Source organism: Streptomyces sp. Tek67B01, assembly GCF_055231995.1.
Genome location: NZ_JBUYUY010000001.1, coordinates 1,063,563 through 1,090,556 on the forward strand (window position 1 = coordinate 1,063,563; position 26,994 = coordinate 1,090,556).

Here is a 26,994-nt window from a genome sequence, read left to right on the forward strand (position 1 = left end):
TCTGGACACCAACGTAGGAACAGCGGGAATCCCCGGACCGGCCCCGCTCCTATCGCCGCGTTATCACGGGCCGCTCGTGGGACGCCCGCACCGCGATAGGGGGAGCCGGAGGCGATAGCGGCCGGCGTCCGCGGGGCGATGCCCGTGGGATAGCGCGCTGCCGACGATGGGGAGCAGGAACCAGGCCACGTCCGCTCAGGCCCCGCCGTTCCCCCACCGTCTTCGCCGGGAGCGCCCATGACCGCGCATTTGTACGCCGTGCCCCTGACCAGAACCACCGAGCCCGCGCCGGCACCGCCCGCCACGACGCCGGCGCCGCCCGGATCCTCGCAGGTGGGCGCCCTGATACGGGCGCACCGGCTGCGGATCGGACTCACCCAGCGGGAACTGGCCGACCTCTCCACGATCAGCGTGCGGGCCATCCGTGACTTGGAGCAGGGCAAGGCGAGACGCCCCCGCACCGAAACGGTCCGGCTCATGGCCGACGCGCTGCGGCTGGGCCCCCGGGCCCGAACGGCACTGGAGACCGCGGCCCAGCAGGGCCGGACCGGCGCGCACGGCCTGACCGAACCTCCCGCCCCGCCTACGGCTCTGCACGCGATGGTCGGCCGCGAGGCGGAGCTGGCCGTGCTGACGGGCGAGTTGGCGTCGGGGTCGGAACGGCTGGTGCACGTGGTGGGGTTGACCGGTATGGGCAAGACGCGGTTGGCGCTGGAGGTCGCCGACCGGCTGCACGCGTCGGGGATGCCGGTGCTGTGGCACACGTTCCGGGGGACGGGCTCCGACCATCACGGCCCGGACCATCTCGGGTCGGACGAGGGACCCTGGTCGCAGCGGGTCGGCGCGGCGGTCTCCGCACTGTGCCCGACCTCCCCCGCGGGACCGACGGACAGCGGCGGTGACCCGATGGCCGATCTCGGGGAACTGCTGGGCGATCAGCCCGTGTTGCTGGTGCTGGACGGGGCACAGGCCGGGGCGCCGCGGTTCGAGCGGCTCACCGGGCTCCTGCGCGCCTGTCCGGGACTGCGCCTGCTCGTCACCTCCGACCAGCCGTGGCGGGTACCGGGCGAGCGGATCTTCCTGTTGTCCCCGCTGGAGGTACCGGCCGAGGAGACCGACGAGGACACCGCCGAGTACACCGCAGACCACGGCCCGGCGCCGGCCGCCGTACGGGTCTTCCTCGGGCATCTGCGCCGGGTGCGACCGGAGTTCGTCCCGGCGGTGGCCGACCTGCGGTACGCGGCGCGGGTCTGCCGCGGCCTCGACGGACATCCGGGGGCCCTGGCCGCCGCGGCGTCCTGGCTGGTGGTGTGCGACCTCGCGGCCCTGTGTCACAGCCTCGACGCGGACCCGACGGCGCTGCTCGACCACCTCGGCGGGGGTGAGGGGGCGGAGGATTTCCGCAGGACGCTGTGCCTGCGGCTCGACCGGTTGCCCGAGGACGCGTCCGCGCTGCTGGGCGCCCTGTGCGGCGGCCCGGAGCGCGGGTTCGAGCTCGCCGACGTGACCGCGCTGACCGGGCGGAGCCTGCCCGAGTGCGGCCGGATGCTGCGGGAGCTGCTGCTGGCGGGCGCCGTCCGGGCCACCCATGAGGGCGGCGGCTCCCGGTTCCGCGTCCTCGGGCTGGTGCGCGCGGTGTGCCGGGGACGGGCCGTGACTGCCGCCCGTACGTGAACTGCTTCCGGAGTGCCGGAGCAACTGCCGCCGGGGCCGATGGCCCGCGGGTTGGATGACGTACAGCCGCAAGGAGGGCCGCGGGCACGACACGGCCACCCGGCTCCCACACCCTCACCTCTCCACCTCTCCGCCTCTCGACCTCTCCGCCTCTCACCGCCGCAGCAGCAACGATTCCAAGGAGCCTCCGCATGTCCCCCTCCGCGTCCCCGCAGGGCACCGCGCACCGGCCGGCCGCTGTGCGGCTGCCCCTGTCGGCGGCGCAGCGCGACATCTGGATGGCGCACGGCCTCGACACCTCGGGCTGCCGCTACAACATCGGCGAATACCGGGAGATTTCGGGAGCCCTCGATCCGGATCTCTTGGCCCGCTGCTGGGACCGGCTGGCCCGGGAGGCGGATGTCCTGCGCATCCGGGGCACCGGATCGGACGAGGACGGCGGCCTGTGGCAGGAGCTGTGGGCGGAGCCCGGCGACCGGGCGCTGCGGCTGCTCGACCTCAGTGACGAGGAGGACCCGGCCGCGGCGGCGCGCGCCTGGATGCGGAGCGAACTGGCGCGGCCCTTCGACCTGGCGGAGGGATGGCTGACCCGGCACGTCCTGATCAAGGCGGGTACGACCGCGGCGGGCGAGGAGCGGTGGTTCTACTTCCACGCCTTCCACCACCTGGCGATCGACGGCATGGGCGTGGCCTTGCTCGACCAGCGCCTGGTGGAGCTGTACGAGCAGGCGTCGGCGGGGGAGCCGTGGGGGCCGAGTCCCTTCGGGGCGCTGGCCGACGTGCTGGCGGAGGACGAGGCGTACCGGGCCTCGGTCGAGGGAGCGGAGGACCGCGCGCACTGGGCCGCGCACCTCGCCGGACTTCCGCCGACTCCCCGCCTCGCGGAGGGACGGACCGGCCGAAGGGTCCCCGGCGAACTGCCCTTCGTACGGCGCACGGTCGTGCTGGACCCGGCGCGTGCGGACCGGTTGAAGGAAGTGGCGCGTACTCACCGTGCGCCGTGGACCATGCTGGTGATCGCGCTCGTGGCGGCTTACGTGCACCGGGTCAGCGGGAGCCCCGAGCTGGCGCTCGGCCTTCCGGTGACCGGCCGGCGCAGCGAACTCGCCCGCCGCACACCGGGCATGCTGTCGAACGTCGTACCACTGCGGCTGCGGGTCGGCGCGGACGCGACGCCGGCCGGGCTGCTGGCCACGGTGGTCGCCGAGACACGGCAGGGCCTGCGCCACCAGCGGACGCGGTACGAGGACGTCTGCCGCGACCTGGGCTTGGCGGAGACCGAGCGGCGGATCACGGCGCCGCTGGTGAACATCATGGCGTTCACGCCCGGCATGCGGTTCTGTGGTTTCCCCACCGCGCAACACAACTTGAGCAACGGGCCGGTGGAGGACCTGGCGGTCGGCGTCTACGACCTGGGGCCGGAGGGCGGGCTGCGCGTCGACTTCGACGCCGCGCCGGAGGTATGTGACATCCCGGCGGTCGCGAGTCACCAGGACCGGTTCGTACGGTTCGCGGAACAGGTCCTCGATCACTTCGAACTCCCCTTGCCTGAAATCGAGTTGTTGGATGAGGTCGAGCGGCGGCAGGTGTTGGAGGAGTGGACGGGTGTCCGCCGGGAGATCGGGGAACGGACCCTGCCGGACCGCTTCGAGGAACAGGTCCGACTGCGCCCCCAGGCACGAGCGGTCGTCTTCGAAGGACGCGAACTCTCCTACGGCGACCTCAACACCCACGCCAACCGCCTCGCCCGACACCTCACCGAAACCGGACTGCGCCGCGGTGACCTCGCCGGAATCCTCCTCGACCGAGGCATCGACTTCACCATCGCCCTCCTCGCCGTCGCCAAGACCGGCGCCGGCTACGCGCTCTTGGACCCCGAGTTCCCCGACACCCGCCTGACCGCCACGGCGGCCGACGCGGGACTGAGGCTGCTGGTGACCGGCGGCGACCACCGGGACCGACTGACGGGCCCCTGGCGGACGGTGGTGCTCGACGCGGAGCGGGAGCTGATCGCGGAGCGGAGCGAGGACAACCTCCACATCCAACTGTCCGCGGACGACGTCGCCTGCGTGATGTTCACCTCCGGCTCCACCGGCAAACCCAAGGGCATCCTCTCCTCACACCGCAACCTGGTCTCCACCCTCACCGCCCAGACCTACGCGACCTTCGGCCCGCAGGAGACCTTCCTCCAGTGCTCACCCGTCTCCTGGGACGCCTTCAGCCTCGAATTCTGGGGAGCACTCCTCCACGGCGGAACCACCGTCCTCCAACCCGGCCAACGCCCCGAACCCGCCCTCATCGCCACCCTCGCCCAACAACACGCCGTCACCATGCTCCAACTCTCCTCCAGCCTCTTCAACTACCTCACCGACGAACACCCCGACACCTTCACCACCACCCGCATCGTCTACACCGGCGGCGAACCCGCCTCCCCCACCCACATCCACCACCTCCACCAAACCCACCCCCACCTCACCATCACCAACGGCTACGGCCCCGCCGAATCCATGGGCTTCACCACCACCCACACCATCCAACCCTCAGACGAAACACTCACCACCGTCCCCATCGGCCGCCCCCTCACCAACAAACACGCCTACATCCTCGACACCCACCTCAAACCCACACCCCCCGGCACCACCGGCGAGCTCTACCTCACCGGCGACGGCCTCGCCCACGGCTACCTCACCCAACCCACCACCACCGCAACCCACTTCATCCCCAACCCCTACGGACCCCCCGGCACCCGCCTCTACCGCACCGGCGACCAAGCCCACTGGGACACCCAAGGCAACCTCCACTACACCGGCCGCACCGACACCCAAATCAAAATCCGCGGCTTCCGCATCGAACCCACCGAAATCGAAACCGTCCTCACCACCCACCCCCACATCACCCAAGCCACCCTGGTCCACGACAGGCACCTGACGGCGTACGTCGTCGCGACGCCCGGTTCCGCGCTGAGCGCGGACGCCCTGCGCGGCTGGCTCCGCGAGCGGCTGCCCGAGCACATGGTTCCCGCACAGTTCGCGGTCCTCGACCGGCTCCCGCTGACCGCGAACGGAAAGATCGACAAGCGGGCCCTGCCGGCCGTCGAGGCGCCGCTCGTCGCCGCCGGCCGCCAGCCCCGTACAGAGCTGGAAGAGATCGTCCGCACCCTCATCAGCGAGGTGCTCGACTCCCCCGCCCCGCTCTCTATCGACGACAGCTTCTTCGACCACGGCGGCCACTCACTCCTCGCCGCCCGCCTCACCAACCGCATCTCCACCACCCTCGGCGTCACCCTCACCCTCCGCGACGTCTTCCAACACCCCACCCCCGCCACCCTCGCCCGCCGGATCACCGACTGCTCCGGCCGGCCGGCGCTCGCCCCCCTCACCCGGGTGGAGAGCCGTCCCGAGTCGCTGCCGCTGTCCTTCGCCCAGCAGCGCCTGTGGCTGGTGGCCGGACTCTCGGCAGGCGGCAGCTCGTACAACGTCCCGATGACCGTCCCCGTGGAAGGGGAGCTGGACGTCGCCGCGCTGCGCGCCGCGTTCGGTGATGTCGTGGCACGCCACGAGCCGCTGCGGACCCGGTTCGCCTTCGTAGGAGACGGCGCCCCGTACCAGGTCGTCGCACCACCGACCGAAGCACCCTGGTTCGAGGTGCGCCGTGTCACGCCCGAGGTCCTCGACGCCGAACTGCTCGCGGCTGCCGGACACCCCTTCGACCTGGCCACCGAACTGCCGCTGCGGGTGACGCTGTTGCGGTCCGGCGATGACCGCTACACCCTTCTCGTCCTGCTCCACCACATAGCCACCGACGGGCAGTCCCTGCGCCCCCTGTTCGCGGATCTGTCGGCGGCCTACGCCGCCCGGCTCGCCGGTGACGCCCCCGACTTCCCCCCCCTGCCCGTCGACTACGCCGACTACGCCCTGTGGCAGCGCGCGGCCCTCGAAGGGCCGGCGCTGGAGGAGCAGCTGGGCTACTGGAAGACCGCGCTGGAAGGTCTCCCCGAGGAACTGGGCCTGATCCACGACCGGCCGCGGCCGCCCGTCGCCGGCCAGCGCGGCGGAGTCGTCCGGGTGGACTTCGGCGCCGAGTTGCTCAAGCGGGTGCGCGAGCTGGCTCGGGCGGAGCGCTGCACGCCCTTCATGGTGCTCCAGGCGGCGCTGGCGGCGACGTTGACCCGGCTTGGGGGCGGTACCGACATCCCCCTGGGGTCGCCCGTCGCCGGACGCGCGGACGAGGCCCTGTCCGATCTGGTCGGCTTCTTCGTCAACACGCTCGTCTTGCGGACCGACACCTCCGGCAACCCCACCTTCCGGGACTTGTTGGCCCGGGTCCGCGCCACCGACCTGGACGCGTTCGCGCATCAGGACGCCCCGTTCGACCTGGTGCTGGAGGCGGTGAACCCGGCCCGTTCCCTGGCGCGGCACCCGCTGTTCCAGGTCTGTCTCGCGCTGGAGTCCGGTACCGCGGTCGAACCGGAGCTGGCGGGCGTGCGAGCCGGCGCCGCGGAGCCGCTGGCGACGGGAGCGGTGAAGTTCGACTTGGAGTTCCTGCTGCGCGCGGAGGAGGACACCGGCTTGACCGGGGCGGTGCTCTACAGCTCGGACCTGTACGAGCACGACACCGTGGAGCGGATCGTCTCCATGCTGCGGCGCACGCTGGAGCAGGTGGTGGCCGGACCGGAACTCGCCCTTTGCGACATCGAGTTGTTGGGTGAGGTCGAGCGGCGGCAGGTGTTGGAGGAGTGGACGGGTGTCCGCCGGGAGATCGGGGAACGGACCCTGCCGGACCGCTTCGAGGAACAGGTCCGACTGCGCCCCCAGGCACGAGCGGTCGTCTTCGAAGGACGCGAACTCTCCTACGGCGACCTCAACACCCACGCCAACCGCCTCGCCCGACACCTCACCGAAACCGGACTGCGCCGCGGTGACCTCGCCGGAATCCTCCTCGACCGAGGCATCGACTTCACCATCGCCCTCCTCGCCGTCGCCAAGACCGGCGCCGGCTACGCGCTCTTGGACCCCGAGTTCCCCGACACCCGCCTGACCGCCACGGCGGCCGACGCGGGACTGAGGCTGCTGGTGACCGGCGGCGACCACCGGGACCGACTGACGGGCCCCTGGCGGACGGTGACCGTAGACGACGAGCGGGAGCTGATCGAGGAGCGGAGCGAGGACAACCTCCACATCCAGCTGTCCGCGGACGACGTCGCCTGCGTGATGTTCACCTCCGGCTCCACCGGCAAACCCAAGGGCATCCTCTCCTCACACCGCAACCTGGTCTCCACCCTCACCGCCCAGACCTACGCGACCTTCGGCCCGCAGGAGACCTTCCTCCAGTGCTCACCCGTCTCCTGGGACGCCTTCAGCCTCGAATTCTGGGGAGCACTCCTCCACGGCGGAACCACCGTCCTCCAACCCGGCCAACGCCCCGAACCCGCCCTCATCGCCACCCTCGCCCAACAACACGCCGTCACCATGCTCCAACTCTCCTCCAGCCTCTTCAACTACCTCACCGACGAACACCCCGACACCTTCACCACCACCCGCATCGTCTACACCGGCGGCGAACCCGCCTCCCCCACCCACATCCACCACCTCCACCAAACCCACCCCCACCTCACCATCACCAACGGCTACGGCCCCGCCGAATCCATGGGCTTCACCACCACCCACACCATCCAACCCTCAGACGAAACACTCACCACCGTCCCCATCGGCCGCCCCCTCACCAACAAACACGCCTACATCCTCGACACCCACCTCAAACCCACACCCCCCGGCACCACCGGCGAGCTCTACCTCACCGGCGACGGCCTCGCCCACGGCTACCTCACCCAACCCACCACCACCGCAACCCACTTCATCCCCAACCCCTACGGACCCCCCGGCACCCGCCTCTACCGCACCGGCGACCAAGCCCACTGGGACACCCAAGGCAACCTCCACTACACCGGCCGCACCGACACCCAAATCAAAATCCGCGGCTTCCGCATCGAACCCACCGAAATCGAAACCGTCCTCACTACCCACCCCCACATCACCCAAGCCACCCTGTCGACCCACCTCGACCACCACAACACGCCGCAGCTCAGCGCTTACGTGGTCGCCACGGACCCCGAGCTCGCCCCGCAGGACGTGCGGCTGTGGCTTCGCACCCTGCTGCCCGACCACATGGTCCCGGCCTTCGTCGTCCTGCTCGACCGGTTGCCGCTGACGCCCAACGGCAAGATCGACAAGCGGGCCCTCCCCGTCCCGCAGGCGGTGTTGAAGGCGGGCGGGCGCACTCCGCGCACCCCGCTTGAGCAGCAGGTCCACACCTACTTCGCGGAAGCGCTGAACACCTCGGTCGCGCTCTCGATCGACGACAGCTTCTTCGACCACGGCGGCCACTCACTCCTCGCCGCCCGCCTCACCAACCGCATCTCCACCACCCTCGGCGTCACCCTCACCCTCCGCGACGTCTTCCAACACCCCACCCCCGCCACCCTCGCCGAGCGCATCGAGGCGCTGCGGCAGTCGGCGCCCGAGAAGCCCCGGCGGGCCAGGCCGGCGCTGCGCCGCCGCACCCCCGACCAGGAACGGAGTTCCTCATGAGCCACGACCAGTACCGCGACGCCACCCCCGCACCCGACGACGTGGTCTGGGACCTGCCGGGCGAGGGCCCGCAGCGCACCTCGCTGCTCGTCCTCCCGCACGCCGGCGGCAACGCCCACGCCTACGCCGAATGGCGCGCGTACCTCCCGGCGGACGTACGGCTGCTCATCGGCCAGTACCCGGGCCGCGGCGCCCGTTTCGCCGAGGACCTGCCGCGCGACATCGCCGACCTGGCCGGGCCCGTCGTGGCCGCCCTGCCCGCCGGGACCACCGACGACCTGGTGGTCCTCGGGCACAGCATGGGTTCGCTGGTGGCCTTCGAGGTCGTACGGGCCCTCCAGGCGTCGGGCCGCACCCCCCGGGCGCTGGTGGCCTCCGCCTGCCGGGCCCCCTACCTCGCCAACCCGTGCGCCGTGTACCCGGAGCGTCTGGACGACGACGAGTTGGTGGCCGCCATCAAGCAGCGCGGCGGTACCGACGACGGCATTCTCGACGAGCCGGAGCTGCGCGAGATCATCCTGCCCTCCATCCGCGCGGACTTCGCCATCGACGACGTCTACCGCTGCGAGGAGTCCTCCGCCCGGGTGGACTGCCCGGTGACGGTGATCGGCGGGGACGCCGACCCGGTCGCGCCGGTCGCCTCGCTGGGCCGCTGGGCGCAGATCACCGACCACGCGTTCGCCTCGTACGTCCTGCCCGGCGGCCACTTCTACTTCCAGCAGCAGCTGCCCGACTTCTTCGCCGTCTTGGCCGAGGTGGTCGGCGCGCCCGCCACCGCCGCCGCCTGAGCCGCTCGTCCGGGGCCGCTCCTCCGGGCCGCCCGCCACTTTCCCGACTCCGCACCCTCCTAAGGAACTTCCCATGACCACGTTCGCTGACGCACCCACCGCGACCGGCATCGACCCGGTGCGCGAGCTCGGCAAGCCCGTCGTCGTCCACACCCCGGCCGGCGCCGACCTCGCCTCCGCCGTGGCCTGGCTCACCACCCACCGGGGCGACATCCAGGCCGAGTTGCACCGTAGCGGCGCCGTCCTGCTGCGGGGGTTGCCCGTCGAGGACGCCGCCTCCTTCGCCGCGGCGCGAGACGCCCTGATCGAGCGGCGCGCCGGCTACAAGGAGAAGGCCACCCCGCGCACCGACTTCGGCGAGGGCGTGTTCTCCTCCACCGACCTTCCGGCCGTGCAGCCGATCCGGCTCCACAACGAGAACAGCTACACCCTCGACTTCCCGGGAGTGCTCCTCTTCGGCTGCGTGATCGCCCCCGAGGAGGGCGGCGCGACCACCATCGGCGACATGCGCGAGGCGCTGCGCCTGCTGCCCCCGGAGTTGGTGGAACGCTTCGCGCGGGCCGGTTGGCTGCTCGTGCGCAACTACTCGGAGCTGGCCGGCCTGCCCTGGTACAAGACGTTCGCGACGCGGGACAAGGCCGTCGCCGAGGCGTATTGCGAGGAGAACACGGTCGGCTACGAATGGGTCGACGGGGATGACTCGATGATCACCCGCCAGCGTCGCTCCGCGATCGTCACGCACCCGGTGACCGGCGAGGAGACCTGGTTCAACCACTTCGCCTTCTGGAACAGCCGCACCCTGGACCCGGACGTCCGCGAGGTGCTCGTGGAGACGTACGGCGAGGACGGCCTGCCGTTCAACACCTACCTGGGTGACGGGTCCCGGCTCACCGACGCCGAGGTCGACGCGATCAACGCCGTCTACGACCGCGTCACCGTACGGGAGACCTGGCAGCAGGGCGACCTGATGCTCGTGGACAACATCCTGTGCGCGCACGGCCGCGAGGCGTACAAGGGCGACCGGAAGATCCTCGTCGCGATGGGCGAGCCGGTCGCGCTGGCCGACTGCTCCCCGCGCACCCAGCCGTCCACCACCGTTTTCGCCGGGGAGTGACCACCATGACCGCCGTGCTTACCGAGCGTCCCCGTACTTTCGAGGGCCCGGACGCCCCCGCCGACCTGCTGGCCCGCCTCGCACTGGCGCCCGCCGCGCGCACCGCCGTCGTGGCCGGGGACCGTGAACTGACCTTCGCCGAACTGCGCGCGGAGGCGATGCGCTTCGCCGGGCGGCTCACCGCCCGCGGCATCGGTCCGGAGAGCGTGGTCGCGCTGTGCCTGCCCCGGGGCGCCTCGCTGGTCTCCGCGCTGATCGGCACCCTGGCCGCCGGCGCCGCCTATCTGCCCGTGGACCCCAAGCTGCCCGCCGAGCGACGCCGTTACCTGGTGGAGGACTCGGGCGCCGACCTGGTGGTCGTCGCGGACTCGGCGGACGGGCCGCCCGCACCGGGTGTGGCGGTCGTGCCGGTGGCCGAGCTGAGCGCGCCGGACGGCCGGGAGCGGGCCTTCGCCCCGGTGCCGGTCACCGGTGACACCCTCGCGTACGTCATCTACACCTCCGGCTCCACGGGCCTGCCCAAGGGCGTCGAGATCGGCCGGGGCGCGGCCTCGGCGCTGCTGGCCGAGTTGGAGGGCGCGGGCATCGCCGTCGGCGAGGGCGGCCGGGTCGGCTGGAACGCCTCGCCGTCCTTCGACGCCTCCGTGCAGCAGTGGGTGCGCGTGTGCCGGGGCGACACGCTGGTGATGATCGACGACGAGACCCGCGCGGACCCCGCGCTGCTCGCCGCGCTGATCGACGAGCGGGCGCTGACCGATCTGGACATCACGCCCTCGCACGCCGACCCGCTGCTCGACCTGCTGACCGCCGACGGCGGCCCCCGCCCGCTGACGCTGCTGGTGGGAGGCGAGGCGATCGGCCTCGCGCTGTGGCGGCGGCTCGGCGAGCGCGGCGCGCGGGGGGTGCTGCGTACGGTCAACCTGTACGGGCCCACCGAGTGCACCGTCGACTCCACGGCGGGCTGGGTCGACCCGGCCGACGCGCCGCACATCGGCAGCGTGCTGCCGGGCCTGCGCATGCGGGTGCTGGACGAGAGGCTGCGCCCGGTGGCCGAGGGCGGGAGCGGTGAGCTGTATCTGGCGGGCCCTCGCGTGGGCCGCGGCTACCGGCGCCGACCGGGGCTGACGGCGGAACGGTTCGTGGCGGACTCCGGGGAAGGCGCCGCGTACGGCGGCCGGATGTACCGCACCGGTGACCTCGTACGGCTCCTGCCCGGCGGCCGGCTGGCCTATCTGGGCCGGGCCGACGGACAGGTGAAGCTGCGTGGGCACCGGATCGAACTGCCCGAGATCGAGGCGGCGTTGACCGCCATGCCGGAGGTCGCCGAAGCGGCCGTCGTACTGCGCGACGACGTCCACGGCGCGCCCGGCCTGGTCGCCTACCACCGCGGCTCCGCCACCGCGTCCGAGCTGCGGTCCCGGCTCACCTCCGCGCTCCCCGCCTATATGGTCCCGGCGGCCTTCGTGGCCCTGGACCGCTTCCCCACCACCACCAACGGCAAGCTGGACCGGGCCGCGCTGCCCGACCCGGCCGCGACCGCTCCGGAGGGGGCCGCCCCGGCGGCGGCCGAGGGCATGACGCGCTCGCAGGAGCTGATCGCCGGGGTGTGGGCGAGCGTCCTGGGCGCCTCGCGCATCGGACCGGACGACAACTTCTTCAAGCTGGGCGGCCATTCGCTGCTCGCCATCAAGCTGGTGTCGCGGGTCCGCGCCGAGCTGCGCGTCGCGCTCCCGGTGAAGGCCGTGTACGCCAACCCCCGGCTGCGGGACCTCGCCGCCCACATCGACACCCTCGTGGAGGCGACCGCCGCCGCGTCCGCCGAGCGCCAGGACGGATGAGGACATGACCGTGATCCCGTTGTCGTTCGCCCAACGGCGGCTGTGGTTCCTGGGCAGGCTGCACGGCCCGTCCGCCGCCTACAACGCCCCCGTCGTCCTGCGCCTCGACGCGGAGCCCGACGCCGTCGCCCTCGGAGCGGCCCTCGCCGACGTGGTGGAGCGGCACGAGGTGCTGCGCACCGTCCTGTCCGCCGGCGCGGACGCGGAGCCGTACCAGCGGGACGCGGAGCCACACCAGCGAGTACTGGGGACGGCCGCCGTGCCGGGACTCGTGTCGGTGCGGTGCGCGGCGGCCGAACGGGACACGGCCGTGGCCGCGTTCGTCCGCGAGACGATCGACATCACCGCCGAACCGCCGCTGCGGGCAAGCCTGTTCACCTCCGGCGACGGGAACCCGGTCCTGGTCCTGCTGATCCACCACGTGGCCACGGACGGGCTGTCCGTACGCCCCCTGCTGCGCGATCTGGCCCTGGCCTACGAGGCCCGGCTGGGCGGGCGGGCCCCCGGCTGGGAGCCGCTGCCCGTGCAGTACACGGATTACACCCTGTGGCAGCACGAACTGCTCGGGGACCCCGCCGACCCGGACAGCCTGGCCCGGGAGCAACTCGACCATTGGCGGGCCGCCCTCGCCGGCGCTCCGGCGGTGATCGACCTGGCCGCCGACCGGCCTCGCCCCGCCGAGCCCTCGGGCCGGGGCGCCCTGGTGACCGGCCGCCTCGACGCGGCGGCGCACGGCGGGCTGCTCGCCCTGGCCCGCGGGCGCCGGGCGAGCCTGACCATGGTGGCCCGGGCGGCGCTGGCGGCCGCGCTGTCCGCCTGCGGGGCGGGCGAGGACGTGGTGATCGGCGCCCCGGTGGCGGGCCGCCCGGACGAGGACCTGTACGACCTGGTCGGGTTCTTCGTCAACTCCCTCGCCCTGCGCACCGATCTGTCGGGTGACCCGTCCGTCGGGGAGCTGGTGGGGCGGGTCCGGGACGCGGACCTGGCGGCGTTCGAGCAGCAGGAGCTCCCCTTCGACCTGCTGGTGGAACACCTGGCCCCCGAGCGGTCACTGGGACACCACCCGTTCTTCCAGGTGATGCTCACCGTGGAGGCCGGCGGCGAGACGGCCGGACCGGTCGCGCTCGGTGGCGGTGTCGGCGCCCGGCTCGCGGATGTGGGCCTGGACTCCGCGAAGTTCGACCTCACGTGGTACTGCGCCGAACGGCACACGGCGGACGGGCGCCCGGACGGGATCGGGATCTCCCTCCAGTACGCCTGCGACCTCTTCGACGAGGCGACGGCCCGGCTGCTGCTGGAGGTCTACGTACGGACCCTGGAGGGCTTCGCCGCCGACCCGCTGCGCCGGCTGGGCGAGCTGGGGCTGCCGGGGGCCGAGGAGTCGGCGGCCCTGGCCCGGCGGCCCGCCCGGACGGCCGCCGCGCCCCGCCCGGAGACCGCCGCGCCGGCGCCGGCGCGGCGGGACGTCCTGTCGCCCCGCGAGGAGATCCTGTGCGGACTGTTCGCGGAGGTGCTGGGCCGCGACGAGCTTGCCGCCGACGCCAACTTCTTCCGCAACGGCGGTCATTCCCTCCTCGCGGGCAAACTGGTCAACCGCGTCAGGGGCGCGCTCGGCCTGGAACTCGGCATCCGCGACCTGTTCCTCGCCCCGACCCCGACCGCCCTGCACCGGCGCCTGGCGGAGCGGGGCCCGGTGTCGGCGTCGCGGCCCGCACTGGCCGCCGCGCCCGACCGCCCGGAGCGGATCCCGCTGTCCGCCGCGCAGCGCGCGCTGTGGCTGGTCGGCCGGATCGAGGGCCCGTCGGCCACGTACAACGCACCGCTGGTGCTGCGCCTGGACGGCGTCCCCGGGCAGGAGACCCTCCGGGCCGCGCTCGCCGATGTCGTGGAGCGGCACGAGGTGCTGCGCACCGTGTACGGGGCCGAGGGCGGTCAGCCGTACCAGCGGGTCCTGGACGCCCCGACGGACTCGTTGGAGACGGTCGAATGCACCCCTGCGGACCTGGAGGAGCGGGTGGCCCGCTTCGGCCGGGAAGCCTTCGACCTGGAGGTGCGGACGCCACTGCGGGCCCGGCTGTTCCTTCCGGGCGACGGCACCTGTGTGCTGGTCCTGCTCGTCCACCACATCGCCACCGACGGATGGTCGCTGGCACCGCTGCTGCGTGATCTGGGTGAGGCGTACGAGGCCCGGTGCGCGGGCCGGTCACCTCGGTGGCGCCCGCTGCCGGTGCAGTACGCCGACTACGCGCTGTGGCAGGCCGAACTGCTGGCCGACCCGTCCGCGCTGCTGGACCACTGGAAGACGGCCCTGGACGGGATGCCCGCCCGCACCGCGCTGCCGGCCGACCGGCCGCGTCCCGCCGAGCCCTCGGGGCGCGGCGCCACCCTGACGGCCCGGCTCGACGCGGTGGCGCACCGAGGGCTCGCGGCGCTTGCCCGCACCCGTCGGGCGAGCCTGTTCATGGTGGCCCGCTCCGCCCTGGCGGCGGCCCTGTCAGCCACCGGCGCCGGTACGGACCTGGCGATCGGGACACCGGTGGCCGGCCGGCCCGACCAGGATCTGCACGAGCTGGTCGGTTGCTTCGTCAACTCCCTCGTCCTGCGTGTCGATCTGTCGGGCGACCCGGCGGTCGGCGAACTGGTCGAGCGGGTCCGCGACGCGGACCTCGCGGCCTTCGACCACCAGGACCTGCCGTTCGACCTGCTGGTGGAACACCTGTCCGAGGACGGCGGGCGCGTCCTCGGCGAACACCCCTTCTTCCAGGTGATGCTGACCGTGCAGGAGGCCGTGGGCGACGCGATGCGACTCGGGCCGTTCACCGGGCGGGCCACGAGCACCGATCTGGGCGCCGCGAAGTTCGACCTGAGTTTCCACTGCGCGGAGCGCCGGGCGGCGGACGGCGGACCCGGCGGGTTGGACGTGTACGTCCAGTACGCAGAGGACCTGTTCGACGCGTCCACCGCGCGGCTGTTGCTGGAGGTGTACGTGCGGGCGCTGGGCGCCTTCGCCGCCTCCCCGGACGTCCGGCTCGGCGAACTGGGGCTGCTTTCGGCGGAGGAGCGGCAGGGGATCACCGAGCGCCGGACCCGGCTCGCCGCCGCGGCGGCGACTTGCGTACCGGCCCCGGAGGCGGCTCGTGGCACGGCGGGGCTCTCCCCGCGCGAGGAGATATTGTGCGGCCTCTTCGCGGAGGTGCTCGGCCGGGACCGGGTCGGGCCCGCGGAGAACTTCTTCAAGGCCGGCGGGCACTCCCTGCTCGCCAGCAAGCTCGTCAACCGCGTCCGGTCGGTGCTGGGCGTCGAGGCGGGCATCCGTGACCTGTTCCTGGCCCCCACGCCCGCCGCCCTGTACCGCCGGTTCGGCTCCCTCGCGGGGCCGGCGCGGCCCGCGCCGGCGCCGGTAGCGCCGGAGCGGCGGCCCGCGCGCGTCCCGCTGTCGTACGCGCAGCGCCGGCTGTGGTTCACGGACCAGTTGGAGGGGCCCTCCCCCACCTACAACATCGCACTGGTCCGGCGGCTGGAGCGGCCGTTGGACCCGGCGGCGCTCGCCGGGGCGCTGGCGGACGTCGCCGCCCGGCACGAGGTGCTGCGCACCGTGTACGGCGCCGAGGGCGGGGAGCCGTACCAGGAAGTGCTGGTCGGCGCCCGACCCCAGTTGGAGTTGGCCCGGCCGGCGGACGTGACGGCGGCCGTCGACGAGGCGGCCGGGTACCGCTTCGACCTCAGCCGTGAACTACCCCTCCGCGCCTGGTTGTTCCTGCCCGAGGGGGACGGTCCGCAGACGCTGGTGCTGTTGCTGCACCACATCGCGGCGGACGGCTGGTCGACGGGTCCGCTCCTCGCGGACCTGGCGGCGGCCTACGAGGCCCGGCTCGCCGGGGGCGCACCGGGCTGGGAGCCGCTGCCGGTCCAGTACGCCGACTACGCGCTGTGGCAGCGCGCCCTGCCCACCGAGCGGGAGTTCGGCCACTGGGAACGCGCCCTGGCCGGCCTGCCGCCCCTGATCGACCTGCCGACGGAGCGGGAGCGGCCGGCCGAGCCCTCGGGCCGGGGCGCGGTCACCGGTTTCGCGGTGGGCCCGGACACGCACCGGCGGCTGGTCCGGGTGGCGCACGCGCACGGCGCCACCCTGTTCATGGTGGTGCAGGCGGCGCTCGTCGCCGCTCTGACCCGGCTCGGCGCGGGAACCGACCTCGCGGTGGGCACGGCGGTCGCGGGACGGGCCGACGAGGCCCTGTCGGAGCTGGTCGGCTTCTTCGTGAACACTCTGGTGCTGCGTACCGACACCTCCGGCGACCCGGCGTTCGGGGAGCTCCTGGGCCGGGTGCGGGAGGCGGACCTGGCCGCCTACGAGCACCAGGACCTGCCCTTCGACCGGCTGGTGGAGCACCTCAATCCGCACCGCTCGGCCGCTCACGAGGCGCTGGTGCAGGTCATGCTCCAGGTGAACCCCGCGGGCGCGGCCGAGGCCGGCGCGGGAGGTCCGCTGGCCGGCGAGGAACTGACGTACCGGGCCGGATCGGCCAAGTCGGACCTCACCTTCGCGCTGACGGAGAACGCGCACGGCGGGATGTCCGGGGTCCTGGAGTACGCGACCGACCTCTACGGTCCGTCGGGCGCCCGACGACTGGCGGACCTGTTGGTGGCGGCGCTGGACCTGTTCGCGGTCGACCCGTCGCTGCGGATCGGGGATCTGCCCGCGCCGGCCGACCGGCGACCGGTCGAGCGGCCTCTGATCGGCGGCTACCGCATCGACCCGGCACACGTGGCGGCGGTGCTGTCGAGGCACCCGGCGGTGACCCGGGCGCGGGCCGAGGCGATGGACGGGCGACTGGTCGCCCACGCCGAGGGGGCGGTGACGGAGGCGGAACTCCAGGCCTGGGCCGCGGAGCGGCTGCCGGAGTACGCGGTGCCGTCCGCGGTCCACCTCCCCGCCGCCGCGGCGCGGCCGGAGCCGGCGGCGCCTGACGAGGGCCTGACCACGGCTCTGCTGCGGCTGTTCGCGGAGGTCTTGGAGAACGGGCGCGTCACCCCCGACGCGAACTTCTTCAAGTCGGGCGGGCATTCGCTGCTCGCGGTCCGGCTGGTCAACCGGGTGCGGGCGGAGCTGGGTCGGGAGCTGACCATCCGGGAGGTGTTCCGTCACCCGACCCCGGCGAAGCTGGCGGCGCTGCTCGCGGCGGCCGCCCCGGCCGCCGCCCCCGCCCCGGCCCTGCGCCGCCGCACCCGGGCGGGAGCGCGCGTGCACCAGTAGGCCCGGGCTCACCGGAAGCGGCCCGGGGGTCCGACGCGCGGGCGTCGGACCCCCGGGCCGAGGCGGTTCACACCGACCGGGGCACTAGCAAACAGGGCCGAATGCTCACACGATGGGCGTAACCGGAGCATCCCTCGCCTTCGTGGCGCCTCGGGCCGACTAGCGTGGCGCGTGTACACACCACCGATGGCCGGCGGCCGGTGCGCTCCCCGGCAGGTCGTCGCGAGCTGCCCGAAGGACCCCGGTTGACGGATCGCAGGACGACACGACAGCGCGGCGGCCCCAGGTGGCCGCGTACCCGGTACCGGTTCGACACCGTCATGGCCCGGGGGACGTCCGTGCTGATCGGCTGGCTCACGCTGGTGTGCCTCGCCATCGTCGTCCCCGCCAGTGCGGCGCTGGTCTGGGCCGACCCCGGCGCCCCGCGCGGCCGGCTCGGCCGGCTCGTCGCGATCTGGGTCAGCGTCGGTCAGACCCTGAAGATCGGCGGCGCCGTCGGGAACCCGCTGTACGTACTGTTCTCGGTCGTGCTGGCCCTGGTCGCGCTGCTGTTCGTCTCCACTCTCGTCAGCCTGATCACCACCGGCCTCAACGACAAGATCCTGGCGTTGCGGCGCGGCCGGTCGACGGTGCTGGAAGAGGGGCACACGGTGCTGCTCGGCTGGTCGGACCAGGTCTTCCCCATCGTCTGCGAACTGGTCGCCGCCAACTCCAACCAGCGCAGGGCCGTCGTCGCCGTCCTCGGACCGAAGGACAAGGCGGAGATGGAGGACGAGATCGCCACGGCGATCGGCCGGCTCGGCCGCACCCGGCTGATCTGCCGGAACGGGGTGACCACCGATCCCGCGGTGATCGCCCTGGTCAGCCCGGATACCGCGCGGTCGGTGCTGGTCCTCACCCACGACGGCGAGGACGGTGACGCGCACGTGGTGAAGACGCTGCTCTCCCTGGAGGCGGCCGTACGCGGACGCGGCAGGCCCACGGTGGTGGCGGCGGTCCGCGACGGCCGCCACCACCGCGCCGCGCGGTTGGCCGCCGGGCCTCACGGGCGGGTGCTGAACATCGAGGAGGTCACCGCCCGCCTGATCGCGCGGACGTCCCGGCAGCCAGGGCTGTCGTTCGTGCACCAGGAGCTGCTGGACTTCGCCGGGGACGAGTTCTACACGGTCAGCGAACCGGCCCTCGTCGGGCGCGCCTTCGGGGAGTTGCTGCTCTCGTACGCCACGTCCAGCGTCGTCGGCGTCCTGCGGTCCTGCGGCGCCGTCGAACTGTGCCCCGCGCCCGACTCCGTGCCGGGCCGCGAGGACCGCGTCATCCTCATCACCGAGGACGACGACACGGCGGTGCCGTTGGAGCGGCCGCTCGTCGTCGACGAGGACGCGATCGTGCCGCCGGGTCCGGTGACCGAGTCACCGGAGCAGGTCCTGCTGTTGGGCTGGAACCGGCGTGCCCCGCTGATCCTGGACCAGTTGGACCTGAGCGTGCCGGAGGGTTCGGTGCTGACGGTCGTGGCGCAGGGCGGGGAGGCGCTCCGGGAGGCCGGTCACCGGGGACGGTCGGCGCGACGGTTGACGGTCCGGGTGCACGACGGGGACATCACCGACCCCGGGGTGCTGGAGCAGTTGGGCGTCCTGTCGTTCGACCGGGTGATCGTCCTCGGGTACGACGCCACGGACGGGACGGCGGGCGCGCTCAGCGGGGACGACCGGACCCTGGTGACACTGCTGCACCTGCGGGCGCTGGAGGAAACCTCGGGCCGCGAACTGGCCGTGGTGACCGAGATGACGGACGACCGCAACAGGCTGCTCGCCCCGGCCCGCGCCGGGGCGGACTTCATCGTCGGCGGCCGTCTCGTCGGTCTCCTGATGACCCAGATCGCCGAGAACCGCCACCTCGCCGACGTCTTCGAAACCCTGTTCGCGGCCCACGGCCCCGGCCTGCACCTGGCACCCGCGACGCACTTCGTCCGGCCCGGGCGGCCCGTCACCTTCGCAACGGTGGTGGAGTCCGGGCGACGGCGGGGGCAGTGCGTCATCGGGTACCGGCTCCAGGAGGACAGCGCGCTCGGTCCCTCCTACGGTGTGCGCCTCAACCCGGACAAGCGGGAGCGCGTGTCCTTCGGGGCCGAGGACTCGGTCGTCGTGCTGGCTCCGGAACCCGTGCGCCGTGCCGCCCTGCCCGGCCCGACGCAGCCCGGTGAACGGTCCTCCGCCCCGGCCGGCCCGGGCGGACCCTGACGACGGGCCCCGACGACGAACCCTGACGACCGACCCGCCGCGTCGTGCGCGGACGGGCAGCGGTCCGGCGGCAGTTGCGGGCGGCAGCACCGGATACGGGAGCTGCCGCGGGGACTGCCCGCCGAGGGCCCGAGGGTTACCTAGCGTGGAGGCCACGGAGTCCTCTCCGCACCCTTCCCCTCGCCTGGAGGCCCCGCGATGCCCTCGACCGCCCCCACCGCCTCCGCCGTCCTGGACGGCGGGCCGGCGATCACCCCCGCGCCCGGTGTGCTCGACCGGATCGCCTCCCAGGACGCCGAGCGCGTCGCACTGGTGCACGGCGAGCGCCGGGTGACCTACGGGCAGCTCGCCCTCGCGGTGGCCTTCCGCGCCGACGAGCTGGCGGACGCGGGAGCGGGTCCGGGCCGGCTGGTGGCCGTGCACCGGACCCGGGGCGTCGACGCGGTGGTGGGGCTGCTCGCGGCGCTGCGGACCGGGGCCGCGTACCTGCCCCTGGACCCGGGCGCGCCGGCGGCCCGCAACGCCTCGATCCTCGCCGACTGCGCGGGAGCCGATGTACGGCTGTCAGAAGGGGAGTTCGTCCTGGCCGGCCCGGGGGTGGCCGAGGACGCCGCCTACGTGATCTACACCTCTGGCTCCACGGGCACTCCGAACGGCGTCGTCATAGGGCGCGAGGCCTTGGCCCATTTCGTCGCCGGGGCCACCGTCCGGTACGGCATCTCCGCCGAGGACCGGGTCCTGCAGTTCGCGCCGCTGCACTTCGACGCGAGCGTCGAGGAGGTCTTCCTGACCCTCGGCGCCGGAGGCACGCTCGTCCTGCGCGACGAGGACATGCTCGACGTCCCCGGGCTGCTGGCCGGCTGCGCGGCGAACGGCATCACCGTCTTGGACCTGCCGACCGCCTACTGGCACGAGCTGGCCCACGCCCTCGCCACCGGTGTCGCCGAACTGCCGCCGACGCTCCGCACGGTGATCATCGGCGGCGAGGCCGCGCTGCCCGAGCGGGTAGCCCAGTGGTGCCGGGCCGTGGATCCGGACCGGGTGCGGCTGCTGAACACCTACGGCCCCACGGAGGCGACCGTCGTGGCGACGGTGGCCGACCTGTCCCGCTACGGGAACGGCCCGGTGCCGATCGGCCTGCCCCTGCCGGGAGTCACGGCGGCCGTGGTCGACGGGGAACTGTGGCTGCTCGGCGGCGCGTTGGCCGACGGCTACCTGGACCGGCCCGAGCTGACCGGCGCCCGCTTCGCCGCGCTGGAAGGCCGGCGCGCCTACCGGACCGGCGACCTGGTCCACGTACGGGAGGACGGGCAGCTCGGCTTCCGGGGTCGCGCCGATGACGAGGTGAAGATCAACGGACACCGGGTGGACCCCGCGTCCGTGGAGTCGGTCCTCACCTCCCACCCGGGCGTGCGGGAGGCGGCCGTCGTACCGCGGGAAACCCCCGACGGCGTCAAGCGGCTCGTCGCGTTCGTGGTCGCCGACGCCGGGGTGACCGCGGCCGCCCTGCGCTCCCGCGTCCGGGCCGAGCTCCCGGCGGCGGCCGTGCCGAGCGCCGTGAACCTGGTCGAGGCCCTCCCCCGGACCTCCTCCGGGAAGATCGACCGCAAACTCCTCAAGGCGCCGGTTGACGCCGGCGCCGCCGACAGCCTCGCCGAAACCGAGACCGGCACCGACGGCGGCGCGGTCCGCGTCTTCGACGGCGTGGTGCCGGCCGCCGAGGACCGGCTCCCCCTCTCGTACGCCCAGCGCCGCCTGTGGTTCCTGGCCGGGCTGGAGGGACCGTCGGCCACCTACAACCTGCCGCTCGTCCTGCGCCTGGACTCCGTCCCCGACGACCGGGCGCTCGCCGCGGCCCTCGCCGACCTGGTGGAGCGGCACGAGGTGCTGCGCACCGTGTACCCGGCCGTGGACTCCGAGCCCTACCAGCACGTCCTCGCCGCGCCCGAGGTGCCGCTGACCGTGCGCAAGTGCGCGCCGGCCGAACTGGCCCCCCTGACCGCCCGCTTCACCTCCGGCACCTTCGACCTCGGCGCACACCTGCCCCTGCGCGCGGCGCTGTTCGTCCCCGGCGACGGCTCCGCCACCCTCGCCCTGCTGACCCACCACATCGCCACCGACGGCTGGTCCGTCGCTTCGCTGCTGCGCGACCTCGGGCAGGCCTACGAGGCCCGGCGGGCCGGAGACGCGCCGGCGTGGGAGCCGCTGCCGGTGCAGTACGCGGACTACACGCTGTGGCAGCGCGAACTCCTCGCCGATCCCGCCCCGTTGCTGACCTACTGGCGGGACGCGCTCGACGGCATGCCGACCGTCCTGGACCTGCCAGCCGACCGACCCCGGCCCGCCGAACCGAGCGGCGAGGGCGCCACGCTGGTCGCCCGGTTGGACGCCGGCGCGCACCGGCGGCTGGCGGCGCTGGCGGAGGACCGCGGAGCGAGCATGCTGATGGCCCTCCAGCCGGCGCTGGCCCTGGCCCTGGCCGCCGTCGGGGCCGGTACGGACATCGCGATCGGCACCCCGGTGGCCGGGCGCGGCGACGAGGCCCTCTCCGACCTCGTCGGTTTCTTCGTCAACACCCTGGTCCTGCGTACCGACGTGTCCGGCGGCGCCCCGTACGCGGAGCTCGTGGACCGGGCGCGGGAGGCGGACCTCGCGGCCTACGCCCATCAGGAACTCCCCTTCGACCTGCTGGTGGAGCACCTCAACCCGGAGCGCGGCCTGGCCGTGAACCCGTTCTTCCAGGTGATGCTGACCGTGCAGGAGGAGGGCGACACGGCCCTCGCCCTCGGCGGCGGTCTGACCGGGCGCTTCGTCGAACCGGGCCTGGAAGCGGTGAAGTTCGACCTCAGTGCCTCGTGCGTGGAGCTCGCGGACGGCGGACTGGAGGTGTGGTGGCAGTACGCGGCGGACCTCTTCGACGCCCCGACCGCGCGACTGCTGCTGGATGTGTTCCTGCGGGCCCTCGCCCGCGCGGCGGACGACCCCGACGGGCCGACCGGCGCCGCCGCGCCCGCGCTGCTCACCGCGGAGGAGAGCCGGGACCTGTCGGAGTGCCGGGAGCGCCTCGCGCGCGCCCGCGCCCTGGAGCCGGCCCGGACCGACCGGGCCGGGGACCCGGCCGCCGCGGCTGTGCTGTGCACGCTCTTCGCCGAGGTGATCGGGCTCGGCCGGGTGGCCCCCGACGAGAACTTCTTCTCGGTGGGCGGGCACTCGATGATGGGGGTGCGCCTCGTCAACCGCATCCGGGCCACGCTCGGCGTCGAGGCCCGCATCCGGGACCTGTTCCTCGCCCCGACCCCGGCCGAGTTGGCGGTACGCCTGCTGCGGGAGGCGGCGCCGGCGGGGCGCCCCGCGCTGGTCCCCGTACCGGCGGACGAGCGACCCGAGCTGATCCCGCTGTCGTACGCGCAGCGCCGGCTGTGGTTCGTGGACCAACTGGAGGGGGCGAGCCGCTCCTACACCATCGCGTTCGCGCTGCGGCTGGAGCGACCGCTGGACCCGGCGGTGCTGGCCGAGGCCCTGGCCGATGTCGCCGGGCGGCACGAGGTGCTGCGTACCGTGTACCCGGCCGTGGACGGCCGGCCCTACCAGCGCGTCCTGGACGCGGCCCGGCCCGTGCTCGACCTGGTCACCGCGGATCCGGCCGGACTCGACGCGGCGGTGGACGCGGCCGCCGGGCACGTCTTCGACTTGGCCGGCGAACTGCCCTTCCGCGCCTCGCTGATCGACGCGGGCCCCGCTCAGGTCCTGGTGCTGCTCGTCCACCACATCGCGGCCGACGGCTGGTCCACGGGCCCCCTGCTGGCCGACCTGGCCGCCGCCTACGAGTCCCGGCGGGCCGGGGCGGCCCCCGCCTGGCAGCCCCTGCCGGTGCAGTACGCCGACTACACGCTGTGGGAGCGCGCGGCCCTGGAGGGGGAGGGGGCCGCCGGGCACCTCGCCTACTGGGAGCAGACCCTCGGCGACGCGCCACCCGTCCTGGAGCTCACCTCCTCCCGCACCCGACCGGCCGACGCCTCGCACCGGGGCGCGGCCACTGCCCTGGACCTGGACGCAGGGACGCACGCCCGGCTGGAGAGGCTCGCCCTGGAACACGGGACCACGCTTTTCACAGTGGTCCAGGCCGCCTTCGCGGCCGTGCTGACCCGGCACGGCGCGGGCACCGACCTGCCGCTGGGCACGGTGACCGCCGGCCGGGACGACGAGGCCCTGAGCGATCTGGTCGGCTTCTTCGTCAACACCCTCGTCCTGCGCTGCGACACCTCCGGCGACCCGCGCTTCACCGAGCTGCTGCGCCGGGTCCGGGACACCGACCTCGCGGCCTACGCCCACCAGGACGTGCCGTTCGACCTGGTGGTGGAACGGCTGAACCCGGTGCGTTCCACCGCCCACCATCCGCTGGTCCAGGCGATCGTCCAGGTCCATCCGGCCGAGCCGCAGACCCCGCCCGGGGCCGCGCTGGCCGGGACGCCGTTGGGCACGGCCTCCGGGTTCACCAAGTTCGACCTCACCGTGTCCCTGCGGGAGACCCGGGGCGCGGACGGGACGCCGGGCGGGCTGGTCGGTGTACTGGAGTACGCGACGGACCTGTACGACGAGGGCACGGCGGTCCTGCTGGCGACGCACCTGGCCCGCACCCTGCGGGCGGTGGCCCAGGACCCGGAGCAGCGCATCGGCGACGTGGGACTCCTGACCGCGGAGGAGGAGTTCCGGCTGGTCACCGAGTACAACGACACGGCGACCCCGCGGGCCCGGTGCGGGCTGGTGCACGAACGGTTCGCGGCGCAGGCCCGGCGCACCCCCGACCGCGTCGCCCTCTCGTACGAGGACGACACCCTCACCTTCGCCGAGCTGGACTCCCGGGCGAACGCTCTGGCGCACCGCCTGATCGAGGCGGGCGTGGCGCGGGACGGGGCGGTCGCCGTGCTGATGGACCGCACGCCGCACCTGCTGGTGGCGGCGTTGGCGGTGCTCAAGTGCGGCGCGGCGTACGTGCCGTTGGACCCGCGGCTGCCAGACGCCCGGGTCCGTATGATCTGCGAGGACGTGGCGGCGACGGTCCTGCTCACGCAGGAAGCACACCTCGGCCGGACGTCGGTGGAGCGGGAACGGGTCGCCGGCGTGCGGGTCGTGGCCGTCGACACCCTCGTCCTCGAACCGGACGCCGGCGACCCGGGGATCGCGGTCGGCGAGGACGCCCTGATGTACGTGATGTTCACCTCGGGCTCCACCGGCCGACCCAAGGGCGTCGGAGTCACCCACCGCAACGTGGTCGAACTCGTCACCGACCGGTGCTGGAACCTCGCCCACCACCGTCGGATGCTGGTCCACTCGGCGATCGGGTTCGACGCCTCCACCTACGAGCTGTGGGTGCCGCTGCTGAACGGCGGGCAGCTCGTCATCGCACCCGGTGACGGGACGGACGTCGCGGAACTCGACCACACCGTCCGCACCTACGACGTCACCGCCGCGTACTTCACGATGGGCCTCTTCCACATCATGGCCGACGAGGGCCTGGACACCCTCAAGCTCCTCGACGAGGTCTGGACGGGCGGCGACGTGGCCTCGCCCAGTGCCCTCCAGCGGGTCCTGACCCACTGCCCGGAGACCGTGCTGGTCCACTCGTACGGTCCGACGGAGACGACCTTCGCCTCCCACCAACAGCGCTTCCCCACGGCGCGGCGCACGCTGCGGGGGGTGTACCTCGGCGCGGCGCTCGACAACACGCGCGTCCACGTCCTGGACGAACGGCTGCGTCCGGTACCGCCCGGGGTCGCCGGGGAGATGTACATCGCCGGGACCCAGGTGGCCCGCGGCTACATCGGCCGGCCCGGGCTGACGGCGGAGCGGTTCGTGGCCGACCCCTTCGGCGCCGACGGCGGCCGGATGTACCGCACGGGAGACCTCGTGCACTGGACGGCCGACGGCGAACTGCGGTTCATCGGTCGGGCCGACGGCCAGGTGAAGCTGCGCGGCTTCCGGATCGAACCCGGCGAGATCGAGGAGACCCTGGCCCGGCACCCGGGGGTGGGCCAGGTCGCCGTGGTGGTGTTCGAGGATGGCCCCGGAGGCAAACGGCTCGTGGCGTACGCGGTCCCGCGCGCGGGTCACACCCTGACCGAGGGCGCGCTGTTGCGCTGGGCCGCGGACGAACTGCCCGAGCACATGGTGCCGTCGGCGGCCGTCCTGCTCGACGCGATCCCGTTGACCGTCAACGGCAAGCCCGACCGCAAGGCCCTGCCCGCACCCGCCCCCACCGCGAGGCCCTCGGGACGGCCCGCGCGCACCCCGCGCGAGGAGATCCTGTGCGGACTGTTCGCCGAGGTCCTGGGCATCGAGGGGGTCGGCATCGACGACAACTTCTTCGGTCTGGGCGGCCATTCGCTGCTCGGGGTGCGGCTGGTCAGCCGGATGCGGACCGTGCTGGGCTTGGAGCGCGGGGTCCGCGACCTGTTCCGGACGCCGACCGTGGCCGGGCTGCTGGGCGACGAGCCCACCGGGTTCGACCCGATGGGGGTGGTGCTCCCCCTCAACCCGCGCGGCTCGCGGGCTCCCCTGTTCTGCGTCCACCCGGGTACGGGCGTGGGCTGGCCCTACGCCGGCCTCGCCCGGCACCTGGGGCCCGACCAGCCTCTGTACGCGATCCAGGCACGGGCGCTGAGCGAGCTGGGCCACTCCCCCGAGTCGGTGGAGGAGATGGTCGAGGACTACCTGCCGCTGATCCGGGAGGTCCAGCCGCACGGCCCGTACCGTTTCCTGGGCTGGTCCTTCGGCGGGACCGTCGCGCACGCGCTCGCCGTCCGGCTGGCGGAGCTGGGTGAACGCACCGATCTGCTCGCCATGATGGACGTCCACCTGTTGCCCACCGAACCGGTGCGCCGCCGGATGACGCCCGCGCAGAAGCGGGACATGCTCGTCGGCGACGCCACGGACGAGCCCGAGGACGCGCCCTTCGACGTCGACGCGCTGATCGACCTGGTCCGTCTGAAGGACCCGGTGCTCGGCGCCTTCTCCGACGCCGAGATCCGCTCCGTGATCGGCGCCTCCGTCAACCACGCCGAAATCATGAACCTGTACGCCCCGCGCCCGGTCGCCACCGACCTTCTCTTCTTGGCGGCCATCGAGGACGGGGAAACGGAAAACACTCTCGCGCAGCACTGGATTCCCTACGTCGAGGGCCGCGTGGAGAATCACGTGATCGGGGTCCCGCACACCAGAATGGGTGAACCGGAACCGCTCGCTTTGATCGGTCGTATTCTTTCCGAGAAATTGAGGAGTCTGTCATGACCAACCCGTTCGACGACACCGAGGGCACCTTCCACGTCGTGGTCAACACCGAGGGACAGCACGCGCTGTGGCCCGTCTTCGCCGAAGTGCCCGCAGGTTGGGACGTGGTGTGGGGAGAGGGGACGCGGGCGGACGCGCTCGCGTACGTGGAGGAGAACTGGAGGGACATCCGCCCCAAGAGCCTGGTCGCGCAGTACGCGTGAACAGGTTCCCGT

General features: G+C 73.3%; 9 protein-coding genes. All 9 read left to right on the forward strand.

All coding sequences use genetic code 11. The features are described from left to right. Positions 1–237 precede the first annotated feature (237 nt). The 9 genes from ACV7NM_RS05115 to ACV7NM_RS05155 all read left to right on the forward strand — a co-directional run bounded on the left by ACV7NM_RS05115 (position 238) and on the right by ACV7NM_RS05155 (position 26,982). Complete coding sequence (locus ACV7NM_RS05115; protein ID WP_463409127.1) at positions 238–1,674, forward strand: AAA family ATPase; 1,437 nt, start codon at positions 238–240, stop codon at positions 1,672–1,674. Between the two features lie 191 nt (positions 1,675–1,865). Continuing rightward, entirely contained in the window at positions 1,866–8,261 is a 6,396-nt protein-coding gene (locus tag ACV7NM_RS05120; protein ID WP_463409128.1) for an amino acid adenylation domain-containing protein, read from the forward strand. Beyond that, on the forward strand, positions 8,258–9,049 hold the full coding sequence (locus ACV7NM_RS05125) for a thioesterase II family protein (protein WP_463409129.1): 792 nt from the start codon (positions 8,258–8,260) through the stop codon (positions 9,047–9,049). Before ACV7NM_RS05120 ends, ACV7NM_RS05125 begins: the two co-directional genes overlap by 4 nt. 73 nt (positions 9,050–9,122) lie before the next feature. Further along, complete coding sequence (locus ACV7NM_RS05130) at positions 9,123–10,163, forward strand: TauD/TfdA family dioxygenase (protein WP_463409130.1); 1,041 nt, start codon at positions 9,123–9,125, stop codon at positions 10,161–10,163. Between the two features lie 5 nt (positions 10,164–10,168). Beyond that, positions 10,169–12,001: a non-ribosomal peptide synthetase gene (locus ACV7NM_RS05135; protein WP_463409131.1), complete on the forward strand. Its 1,833-nt coding sequence runs from the start codon at positions 10,169–10,171 to the stop codon at positions 11,999–12,001. 10 nt (positions 12,002–12,011) lie between these two features. Further along, on the forward strand, positions 12,012–17,255 hold the full coding sequence (locus tag ACV7NM_RS05140; RefSeq protein WP_463413834.1) for a condensation domain-containing protein: 5,244 nt from the start codon (positions 12,012–12,014) through the stop codon (positions 17,253–17,255). A 320-nt stretch (positions 17,256–17,575) separates the two neighbouring features. Further along, positions 17,576–19,492, forward strand: coding sequence for a CASTOR/POLLUX-related putative ion channel (locus ACV7NM_RS05145; RefSeq protein ID WP_463413835.1), 1,917 nt, complete (start codon positions 17,576–17,578; stop codon positions 19,490–19,492). A 198-nt stretch (positions 19,493–19,690) separates the two neighbouring features. Continuing rightward, on the forward strand, positions 19,691–26,779 hold the full coding sequence (locus tag ACV7NM_RS05150) for an amino acid adenylation domain-containing protein (RefSeq protein ID WP_463409132.1): 7,089 nt from the start codon (positions 19,691–19,693) through the stop codon (positions 26,777–26,779). Next, the gene (locus ACV7NM_RS05155; protein ID WP_463409133.1) at positions 26,776–26,982 is read left to right on the forward strand and encodes an MbtH family protein; all 207 of its coding nucleotides are present in this window, start codon (positions 26,776–26,778) and stop codon (positions 26,980–26,982) included. The genes ACV7NM_RS05150 and ACV7NM_RS05155 overlap by 4 nt, the downstream gene beginning before the upstream one ends. The last annotated feature ends 12 nt before the right edge of the window (positions 26,983–26,994 follow it).